This is a genomic window from candidate division WOR-3 bacterium, assembly GCA_016867815.1.
Classification (GTDB): Bacteria; Hydrothermota; Tepidihabitantia; order Tepidihabitantales; family Tepidihabitantaceae; genus UBA2258.
The window spans coordinates 23,112-33,542 of record VGIR01000029.1 but is presented as its reverse complement, the minus strand read 5'-3'; the positions used below and the strand labels follow the sequence as shown (position 1 = coordinate 33,542).

The 10,431-nt window shown below is 63.8% G+C and carries 8 protein-coding genes; 2 read left to right on the top strand and 6 right to left on the bottom strand.

Annotation, left to right across the window (positions count from 1 at the left end):
• Nucleotides 1-310: 310 nt before the first annotated feature.
• From FJY68_06260 to deoC, 6 genes are all read right to left on the bottom strand, one after another.
• Nucleotides 311-946: a hypothetical protein gene (locus tag FJY68_06260; GenBank protein ID MBM3331442.1), complete on the bottom strand. Its 636-nt coding sequence runs from the start codon at nucleotides 944-946 to the stop codon at nucleotides 311-313.
• Nucleotides 947-1,264: 318 nt separating this feature from the next.
• Complete coding sequence (locus FJY68_06255; GenBank protein MBM3331441.1) at nucleotides 1,265-2,755, bottom strand: (Fe-S)-binding protein; 1,491 nt, start codon at nucleotides 2,753-2,755, stop codon at nucleotides 1,265-1,267.
• Between the two features lie 487 nt (nucleotides 2,756-3,242).
• Entirely contained in the window at nucleotides 3,243-3,482 is a 240-nt protein-coding gene (locus FJY68_06250; protein ID MBM3331440.1) for a sulfurtransferase TusA family protein, read from the bottom strand.
• Between the two features lie 29 nt (nucleotides 3,483-3,511).
• Nucleotides 3,512-4,042 carry a hypothetical protein gene (locus FJY68_06245; GenBank protein ID MBM3331439.1) on the bottom strand — a complete coding sequence of 177 codons (531 nt, stop codon included), beginning with the start codon at nucleotides 4,040-4,042 and terminating at the stop codon, nucleotides 3,512-3,514.
• Nucleotides 4,043-4,532: 490 nt separating this feature from the next.
• On the bottom strand, nucleotides 4,533-5,768 hold the full coding sequence (gene kbl, locus FJY68_06240) for a glycine C-acetyltransferase (protein ID MBM3331438.1): 1,236 nt from the start codon (nucleotides 5,766-5,768) through the stop codon (nucleotides 4,533-4,535).
• A gap of 88 nt (nucleotides 5,769-5,856) precedes the next feature.
• A complete protein-coding gene (deoC, locus tag FJY68_06235; GenBank protein MBM3331437.1) occupies nucleotides 5,857-6,543 on the bottom strand; it encodes a deoxyribose-phosphate aldolase in 687 nt (228 codons plus the stop codon).
• Between the two features lie 190 nt (nucleotides 6,544-6,733).
• Between deoC and FJY68_06230 the strand changes: the two genes are divergently transcribed.
• Together FJY68_06230 and FJY68_06225 are read left to right on the top strand one after the other, a co-directional pair.
• Nucleotides 6,734-9,043: a hypothetical protein gene (locus tag FJY68_06230; protein MBM3331436.1), complete on the top strand. Its 2,310-nt coding sequence runs from the start codon at nucleotides 6,734-6,736 to the stop codon at nucleotides 9,041-9,043.
• Nucleotides 9,044-9,079: 36 nt separating this feature from the next.
• Nucleotides 9,080-10,396 (top strand): hypothetical protein, encoded by a 1,317-nt coding sequence (locus FJY68_06225; protein MBM3331435.1) that lies wholly within the window; start codon nucleotides 9,080-9,082, stop codon nucleotides 10,394-10,396.
• Nucleotides 10,397-10,431 lie beyond the last annotated feature (35 nt).

Sequence of the window (10,431 nt, the reverse complement as noted above, 5' to 3'; positions counted from 1 at the left end):
GTCTGCCACCTCGTCCCGCAGCCAGGACAAGTCCAACACTCGGTCAACCCGTTTCAGTACATGGTCGTCGGGCACCAGGTCCCGAAGCGGACAGGCGACGAAGATGTCCTCACGCCAGCGGTCCTGACTACCTACCATTGTCAGTGGAGTCCTTTCGGTTGGGCGTCACCATCCCTTCAGACGCACCAGCCGTCAGAAAGATGTCAAGACTTTTTCAACAGCCCCACTGTCCCTAATTTCTCCTAATTTCGCGCGGCCCCCAAAGCGAAGCCGGCCCTGGTGGCAGGGCCGGCGCGGGAATCCTTAGTGCCTACTTGAAGAGGAAGACGCCGAAGCCCGCCTCCAGGTATATCTTGCCGCTGGTCTGGGCAGAGGCAAAGCTCCCGCCGCTCTGCGTGAGCGACTGCATCTGGTAGCCGAGTTCGACGAAGGCGGTACCGTGGTCGCCGATGAGCGGCGCCGCACCGACGCCAACCCGGCCCAGGAAACCGGAGGCGGTCGAGCTGTAGCCCGAGTAGGTAGACGAGTTCATCAGGTACATCAGCGACACGCCGACGAACGGCATCCAGTAGCTGCTGTTGCCGCCGAACCACGGGGTCAGGCAGCACGCGCGCGGGTAGTGGCTGGCGTCGGGCTTCAGGAAGAAGGCGGCGCGCGGGCCGATAGCTATGTTCGTCTGCTTGCTGCCATTCGCGTACGTGTAGAAATTCGCCTCGCCGCCGACGCCGATGCTCTTCACCGGGAAATAGAGAAGCCGGGGGGCGATGGTCAGGTCCAGCCCGGAGGTCGGGGAATCCTGCGGGCCGCCGCTCTTGAGGTAGTAGTTCAGCCCGGCCTGCCCGGACAAGAGGAAGCTCTGCTTGTCCGCAGCGCCGGCCTGGGCCTGCGTCACGAGCAGCAGGGACGCGGCGATCAGCAGCGATGCGATGACGGTTCGTAGGTTCACTGCGACTCCTTGTTAGTGTTTTGCTTCGGGCCGGCCGGCCGGTCGCCGGTGCGGCCCTGCAGCAACTCTATGCTGTTCCGGTCTGGAGTCAAGGAAGGTGCAATCAGAACGGGGTGCTGACAGTCCAGAACTCAGGAACGAGAATCCAGAGTTCAGGGCGGCGGACGGAGGAGCTGACCGCCGATGAACGAGGAAGGGCCGTGCTGCTGAGCGCGGGCCCGTACCCAAGCCGTTGTTATCAGTCTGTCTTGAGGATACGGGGCGGCATGGCGCCGCCCCGTCTGCTGTCGATTGTAACCTATAGGCCGTACTTGGCGACTACTTCATCCTTGGTCTTGTGGAGGATGCCGTACTTCTTGCCGATCTTGGTGAGGCCGCGACCGCCTTGACCATCGCCTTCACGGTCAGTTCTGCCAGGCCCATCACTTCCACGCCCAGCCTGTAGTGCTCGCTGAGCTCGGTGATCTGGTGGCGGCAGTTGTCGCAGGAGGCGACGACGACCCTGGCACCGGTAGCACGTATCTGGTCGGCCTTCGGCTTGCCGGCCTCTAGCCGCTGTTCTTCATAGTCCAGGTTGGCGACGAGACCGCTGCCTCCGCCACAGCAGATGCTATTCTTGCGGTTCGGTGCAAGTTCCACGAACTCCGGCGCGATCTGCTTCAGCACCGAGCGTGGCTCATTGAAGACGCCGCCGTTGCGGCCCAAGTTGCAGGGATCGTGCAGCGTCAGCCTGCCGACCTCGCTTGAGTCGAGCCGGGCCACGGGAATCTCCCCGTTCTCAACCCACTCGGCTATCAGTTCGACGATGCTGCGGACCTTGAACGGCAGCCCGCCCTCGAACCAGTTGGGCGCGGACCAGCGGTAGCAGGAGTAGGCATGGCCGCACTCGGTGATGACCACCTCTTCGACGCCGAGCTGCACTGCCTCTTTGACCACGCGCTCGACGATCCGCCTGGCCCGGGGAATGTCGTGCAGGAAGACCGCGTAGTTGGCGGCATCGAACTTGCTCAATGTCCACGACTCACCCGCGGCGTGCAGGAGCGCCGCTGCCGGCAGGATGGTGTGCTTGCCCGAGAGCGGAACATAGAGCACGCGCGCCTGCTTGTCGATCGGGATTTCGGCCGTCGGGTCGCCGGTCAGTTCGCGCAGTTCCGGCTCCATGGCTTTGATCTGGTCGAGGAAGAACTCCTTGAACGAGTCGAAGTTCTCCTCACGCTGGATGGCCGAGTCGGCCAGTTGGTCGAGAATCTCCGGCGCGTAGCCAGCGGCCAGGGCCATGGCCCGCATGGTGCGCATGATCTGGCGGGTATCTACCCCGAAGGGACAGTTGACGACGCAGCGGCCGCAAAGCGTGCAGTCGCGAAAGGCGATCTCCGACATCTCTTTGAGCCTCTCTTCGGTCAGGTCCACCGCGCTCACCCACCAGGGAAAGACGCGGGCGATCCACTCGTGCTTCTTGCGCCAGACGTTCCGGAGCTTGTCGGTCTTGTAGGTGGGCAGCAGTTTCGTATTGCCGGTGGCCAGATAGTAGTGGCAGGCGTCGTTGCACATGCCGCAGTGCGCGCAGACGTTCAGCCAGGTCTCCATCTGCCGGGTCAGGGACTTGTCGAGCACACCCAGGGCGGTCTTCACGTGGCCGTTCGAGGAAACACCCATCAGCGCACCTCGGCGTTGAACAGGCCCTTGCGGGCCGAATCCTGGCCGTAGAAGAACCGGGCGAACGGGTAGTAGAGATAGTGATGGATCTTGCTGAACGGCGCGTAAACCAGGAAGGTGAGCACCACCGTGAAGTACAGGTAGGAGCCCCATTCCACCCCGCGCAGGGTGAGCAGGCCGCCGACGTTGAAGAGGAAGAGCAGCGCCAGCGCGAAGTAGTCGTCGAACGCGCTGATCGCCCGCATGTCGGCCCGGATCGACCGCCTGACCAGGCGAAAGAGGCCGGCCAGCGTGCCCAGCCCGATGAAGGCGGCAAACACCCAGCGGACCGGCACGGTCATGAACGGCCCCGCGTAGGTGATGAGATAGGCCAGCGTGATGTTGAAGGCGATCCCCAGGTGTAGGAACATGAACACCAGATACAACCCCCAGTGCCGCCGGGTGCTGTCCATCTTCCAGGGCGCCGCCAGGGTCAGAAAGGCCTCCCGGACCCCGCGGGCCAGGTCACCCTTGGGGTCGGGCGACCGGTCGCGGACCATCTTCGCCCGCAGCAGCAGCAGCAGCCGCACCAGGTACAGGCCGACCAGCACGGGCGTGCCGATCAGGTGCACCACTTCCTGGAATCGCGTCAGCTCCATGCTCAGCCCGCCAGTTTCCTCACGACGAAGGTAAAGACCTTGTCGCCCTTCTCCATCTTCACCAGCTCGTTGCCCGTGCTCTTGCACCAGGCCGGGATGTCGGCCAGCACGCCCGGGTCCGACGCGGTGGCTTCGACCAACTCGCCGGCGGCCAGACCTTTAACTGCCTTTGCCAGCTTGACCACCGGCATCGGGCACAGCAGGCCTCTGAGATCCAGAACGGTCTTGATTTCGTCGCTCATTGCATTCTCCTTATGCGTAGCGCGTCCGGCTAGATGAAGAGCGTGATCTTGCTTTCGGCTGCTTCCTGGATGAATGTGGCCACGCCGACCGGCGCGGTGACATTGTCCCGCAGCACGGCGGAATCGATCTCCATCACCTTCATGCTCATGTCGCAGGGCATCATCTTGACTCCCAGGTCGATGGCGCTCTCGTAGAGCTCTTCCAGCGACACGACTCCCTTCTGCTTCATCATCAGCTTGAACATCCACCGGCCGAGGCCCCCCATGTTGAGGCGGCTGGGGCCGATCGCATTCAGGCCGCCGCGGTTCATCATCGCCAGCATCCTGCCCATCAACCCTGTGCCGGTCGACTTGCCGGGCTTCTGGATGGCCTTCAGGCCCCAGAAGGTGAAAAACATGGTGACTTCCATGGCCGCCGCGGCGGCGCCGGTGGCGATGATGAGAGCGGCAAAGACCTTGTCCAGGTCGCCGCTCAACACCACCATCGAGAGTTTGTTCTTGACGGCGTTGGGGTTGGAGTTGGCGACCGACGCTTGAGCCAGCGCATTCTGCATATCCACAGGACCTCCTTTGAGCGATGGACCTTGTGTAACCCTGCGCCCACGACCGGCTTCAGCATGGCCGGCAGATGGTGCATCCGACGCGTCGTTCGTTGTTCAACAGGTCCATGCGTACCTAAGTATATAGGATTATACCTAGAATCAGATTGTCTGCAAGTCGGAGTTCATCCCGGAGCCGGGCCCGGCGAGGCCGCCCCGTCCGCGCGGCAACCCGCCATTCTCCCGTACAGCGCGGCCGGAAACCCCTGCCGGCGGACGAAGGAAGACCGCACGGGTCGTGGATCCCGGTGGCAGTTCACGTGGTTCCGCCGGCGATCAGGACAGGATGCGAGACGCCCTGATTCCCATCTTCCATCACAGTCAGGCCGGACCCGCAATCTGACAGCGAAGAAGACAGGATTCCGGAAGTTCTGGAATCAGGGACGCGAGTGGCGAGTGCCGAAAAGGGACGGGGCGGCATGACGCCGCCCCGTCTGCTGTCGATTGTGACTTACAGGCCGTACTTGGCGACTACTTCATCCTTGGTCTTGTGGAGGATTTCGTACTTCTTGCCGATCTTGGTGAAGGCCGCGACCGCTTTGTCGATGTGCTCGGTCTCGTGTCCGGCCGAGAGCTGGACCCGGATGCGCGCGAGGCCCTTGCCCACCACCGGGAAGAAGAACCCGATGACATAGATGCCCTCGGCATACATGTCGCGGGCGAAGTCCTGGGCCAGCTTGGCGTTGTAGAGCATTATCGGCACGATGGGATGCACGCCCGGCCGGATGTCGAACCCGGCGTCGGTCATCGCCTTGCGGAAGTGCATCGTGTTGCGCTCGAGCTTGTCGCGTCGCTCGGTCGACTTGGACAAGAGGTCGATGATGGTCACGGCCGAGGCCGCGATTACAGGCGGCAGCGTGTTAGAGAAGAGGTAGGGCCGCGAGCGCTGGCGGAGCAGCTCGACGATCTCTTTGCGGGCGGCGGTGAACCCGCCGGACGCCCCGCCGAGCGCCTTGCCCATGGTCGAGGTGATGATGTCGACGCGGCCCATCACGCCGCAGTGCTCGTGTGTGCCCTTGCCGTGTTTGCCCATGAACCCGGTGGAGTGGGAATCGTCAACCATCACCAGCGTGTCGTACTTCTCGCACAGGTCGCAGATTTCGGGCAGGGTGGCGACGTCGCCGTCCATCGAGAACGCGCCGTCGGTCGCGAACACCCGGAACCGGGCCTTCTGGACCTCGTCGGACTTCAGCTTCTCTTCGAGGTCGGCCAGGTCCATGTGCTTGATGATGTACCTCTTCGCCTTGGAGAGCCGGATGCCGTCGATCACCGAAGCATGGTTGAGCGCATCGGTCAGGATCGCATCCTCTTCCTTGAACAGGGTCTCGAACAGACCGCCGTTGGCGTCGAAGCAGGACGAGTAGAGAATCGAGTCGTCGAGCCCCAGAAACGCCGCTATCTTCTGTTCGAGTTGACGGTGTATGTCCTGCGTTCCGCAGATGAAGCGAACGCTGGACATGCCGTAGCCCCAGTCGTCCAGCGCCTTGTGCGCCGACTTCACCGTCTCGGGATGGCTCGAGAGCCCGAGGTAGTTGTTGGCGCAGAAGTTCAGGACCTCCTTCTGCGGCGCGCCGGACGGGAACTCGACCTTGATGTCGGCTCCCTGCGGGCCGTAGATGTACCGTTCCTGCTTGTAGAGTCCTGCCTCCCGGACGCCCTTCAGCTCCGTCTGCAGGAACTCCTTCATCTTACCATAGGCCATTCAGTCCTCCTTGAGCGTAAGGATTCCAGGGGTCCAGGATTCAAGGGTTCCAGAGGAAGACGACTCGCGTCTGTCACTTCCGCCCTTGACCCCTCGATTCCTCGAATCCTTGATTCCTTTCTTCTTTCACTATCGCTACGCCGGAGCTTGTGCCAAGCCTGGTGGCTCCGGCTTCAATCATCTTCAGGCCGGTCGCGTAGTCGCGGATGCCGCCCGACGCCTTGACCCCGATCCGGCCGGCCGCAACCCGGGCCAGCAGCATCACGTCCTCAACGGTCGCGCCGCCGGTCGAGAAGCCGGTCGACGTCTTCACGAAGGCGGCTCCCGATTCGACGACCAACTGCGTCGCCCGCTCCTTCTCCGCCCCAGTCAACAGACAGGTCTCGATGATAACCTTCACCGTTCGCGCCTGGGCTGCATCGAGCACGCGGTGAATGTCGGAAACGACCATCTCTTCCGCGCCCGTCTTGAGCCAGCCGATGTTCATGACCATGTCCAGTTCGTCGGCGCCGAGATTGACCGCGGCCGCCGCCTCAGCCGCTTTTGCCTCACGCAGCATCGCGCCCAGCGGAAACCCGATTACGGTGCCGACCCTGACGGCCGTACCTTCCAATCTCCTCCGGCACAACGATACGTGGCAGGAATTGACGCAGACGGTGGCAAAGCCCCATTCAACCGCCTCGGCGCAGAGCTGTTCGACCTGTTCCGGCCGGGCATCGGGCTTGAGCAGCGTGTGGTCGATCAGCCGGGCGATACCCACGGGCGGTATCTTACCAGAAAGCCGAAACTACTCAAGCCCTGCCACAACGAAGAAGGAGGATGAAACAGAAGGAACTGAAGCCGGTAGTTCCCTCTTCCCTCTTCCCTCTTCCCTCTTCATCCTTCATCCCTTCCGCCTTTCATCCCTTCTGCCGTTGACTCTCCGCTCGCCTGCCCTACGATAAGCAGCCATGTTCGCAGTCCAGAGTCGAGAGTCGGGAATCGAGAGTCGGGAGTGGGCAGTTAGCGGTCGGCGGTCGGCGTTGCTGCTGGTCGCCGTCGGCTGCCTGGGGATTGCCGGGCAACTGGTCCTGTTGCGCGAACTTATGGCCGCGTATGGTGGTAACGAGTTCTCCGTCGGCGTCACGGTCGCGGCCTGGGTCCTGTGCGAAGCCCTCGGCGCCCGGCTCTACGGTCTTCGTTCCTCATTCATCGCTCACTACTCATCACTCATCACTCTCTCCCTCCTCACCTCCCTCGCTGCGGTGCCGGCGGCAATCCTGGTGCGTCCGCTGCTTGGCGTCCTCCCGGGCGAAACCCTCTCGATTCCGCTTCTGCTGCTGGCAACCTTCCTGGTCGTGCTCCTTCCGGCAGCAACCCATGGCGCTTTGTTCGTGGCCGCTGCCGCCCGCAGGACTCAGGGTATCGGCTCCGCCTATGTCTGGGAGGGCATCGGGACGGCCCTCGGCGGTCTGGCCTGTTTCCTGCTGCTCAACCGCCTGTCGTCGCTGGCAGTTGTGGCGCTGTCAGCGCTGCCGCTCATCGCGGCTGCGGGAATCGGACCGGGACGAACACGGACGAAATGGGCAACCTGGATCCTCGGATTGGGAGTGCTTGCCTCGTTGGTGTGTGCCCTGCCGATTGAGCGCTGGGCGTGGAGCAGGGCCTGGCGCGGCCAGCACGTCGCCTCGGTCGCCAATTCGCCCTATGGCAAGACCATCCGGATGGAGCGGTCCGGCCAGCATCTCATCCTCTACGACGGACTTCCGACCCTGGCCATTCCCCCGACCCAGAGCGAGAGAATCGAGGAGCTGGCGCTGCTGCCGGTGCTCTGCCATCCGGCCGCCTGCCGCGTCCTGGTCCTCGGCCACGACCTCGCAATCCCGGCAGCGCTTTCCCGATTCCGGCCGGACATCGAGGTAGTGGCCATCCAGCTCGACCCGGTGCTGGCTCGCACGTCTCTTGCTGCGCTGTCGTCCGACTCTTCTCTGCCCCCTCCTCGTTTCTCCCTCGTCATCTCCGACCCCGTGATGTTTCTCCGTACGCGCCCTGCCGCCTTCGACTGCATCATCCTGACCGACGCCGCGCCCGGCAGTCTCGGCTCCAGCCGTCTCTTTGCCGCCGAGTTCTACCGGCTCTGCCGCGAGCGCCTCGCGCCCGGCGGCATCCTCGCGATTCCCGGACCGGGAAACCCGGTCAGTCTCTCTCTTGACGCAGGGCGCATCCTCTCCACCCGCCAGCGAACGCTTCTGGCCGCCTTCGAGCACGCGCAGCCGATGGCGGCGGATTTCCCGCTCCTGCTCGCCTCTGACCGCGCGCTGAACGTCGCGGCTGAGGCTCTCGTCTCCCGCCTGGCCACGCTTTCAGAACCGCCGAAGCTGCTCGATCCCGGCTATGTCGCCAGCCTGCTCGACCCGTTCCGCCAGCGGACCTTTGCCGCCGCCCTGCATCCGGCCGCGGGCGGTATCGACTCAGCGTTCGACGTTCGGCGCTCGGCGTTCGGCGTCTCGACGACGGCCTTCCCGCGCGAGTTGTTCCTGAACATGGTGCGGGAGAATCGGCTGGTCTCGCCGGCATTCGGCGCCCTGTACGCACGGCTGGGTTCGTCGGACATCGTACATCGTTCATCGTACATCGTACTTCTTCTCAGCCTGGTCATGCTGGTTGCGGGCCTCGCGGGCGCGCGGGTACGCGGACGGCCTTTCCGCCGCGGGTTCGCGATTCTGACTTCCGGTTACTCGGGGGCCGCGGTATCGGCTCTGCTGATCTTCGCCTGGCAGGTGCGGTTTGACTCGGTCTACTCCGGCGTCGCCCTGCTGGTCGTAGCGTTCATGCTCGGCACCGTGCTCGGAGGCTTCCTCGGCACTCACTCGGCGCTCCGGGTTCATCACCCAGCGCTCATCACTCCTCGTTTTCTCATCTCCGACCTTCTCCTTGGCGCGTGTGCCGCTGCCGTCCTCGGCCTCATCCGCGCCGGTCCGGCCTGGGTTTTCCTGCTCACCAACTGCCTTGCCGGCGCCTGCCTCGGGTTCCAGTTCGCGGTCGCCGGGTTCATCGCTCCCCGCTCATCTCCCGTCGCTTCCGCTCCGGAGCACGTTGCCCGGCGTGCGGGCGTCATCACCGCCCTCGACCTGGTGGGCGGCGGCATCGGCGGAATCCTGACGGCGCTCGTGCTGGCGCCGGTCTTCGGCATCCACCTGGCAGCGCTGGCAGCGGGTGCGGTCAAACTGACCAGCGCACTCACCCAATCCCTGCCTGCCCGCCCGGACCGGCAGACCTGATTTGACTTCCGGCCACCCGCCCCATAGAATGGCCCGGTGAAAGCTCCCCTGTTTCTGATCTATCTCGCCCTTCTGACGTCCATTGCGGGCGCGCAGGGCCAGTCGTCTACGACTACCGGCTCAGCGTCATCCAGCGCGACCGGTCTCGGAGCGTCGCAGATCCTCAAGCTGCCCGGGGTCGAGAGTCCGATCATCTCCGACAAGTACTACCTGGCGCCGGGTGACCGGCTGCAGGTTACTGTTCAGGGCAGCGTCACTTATTCCTACGAAGCGCTGGTCACCTACGAGGGTAAGGTGAACATAAGCATCCCGATCGGCAGGGATGAACAGGACGTGGTCGACGTCATCCTGGTGTCAGGCCTGACCCTGGCCGAGGCCCAGGACACGCTCACCGTCGCCATGGGCAAGCTCTTCAAATCAGCCCGGGTGAAGCTGACCCTGATCGGCCTGCGGTCCGGTATCGTCTTCGTGACCGGCGAGGTCCTGACTCCGGGCGCCTATGACGCCCTGCCGGTCGAGCGCGTCTCCCAGATCATTTCCCGGGCCGGTGGCATCGCGCCGCTCGGCACCCGGACCAACATCGAGCTTATCCGGGGTGGCGTAGTCTACTCCATCGTCGACATCGAGCGGTTCGAGATGAGCGGCGACCTGGACGCCAACCCGTATGTGCAGTCGGGCGACGTCATCCAGATACCCAAGGTGAAAGGTCTCTGCACGGTGAGAGGGGCGGTCTTCGGCCGGGGTGAGTCTCGCCTGCGCGCCCCCACCGTTGAGACGCCGGATGCGACGCGAGAGCGGGTGAGCGAAGGCATCTATGAGTTGACAGCAGGGATGCGGGTTTCCGAGGTGATTTCCAAGGCCGGCGGCATAACCCCGTGGGCGGACATGTCCAACAGCTACATCAATCGGCTGGTTGTAGGTGGTGGCGGCGCGCGCAAGAAGATACCGATCGACCTCCGCAGTATCATCTTCGAGCAGGACTCGGCCCGGAACATAGAAATGGCGAACTTCGACGTTGTCGTCGTGCCGGCCTTCGACACGCTGGTCTACGTCGAGGGCGAGGTAACCAATCCGGGCCCGTTCCCCTACTACCCGAGCCTGCGGGCCGGTGACTATGTCGGTCAGGCCGGCGGCCCGACGATGTATGCGAACTTCCGATCCATGTCGGTGCTCCGCTCCGGCCGGCGCATATCCGGACGGAGCAACCCGGTCGCGGAACCGGGAGACGTCGTTCTGGTGCCGCGAGTGGGATTGAGGTGGTGGCAGGACTACGCACTCGTGATGGCCGCCGTGGTCCCGGTTGCGGCAATCGTGGTCGACATAATCAAGTGGAAGAACCCAACCGGCCAATGACCCCGCCCCTCAAAACTGCGCCCGGCCGATGGCCG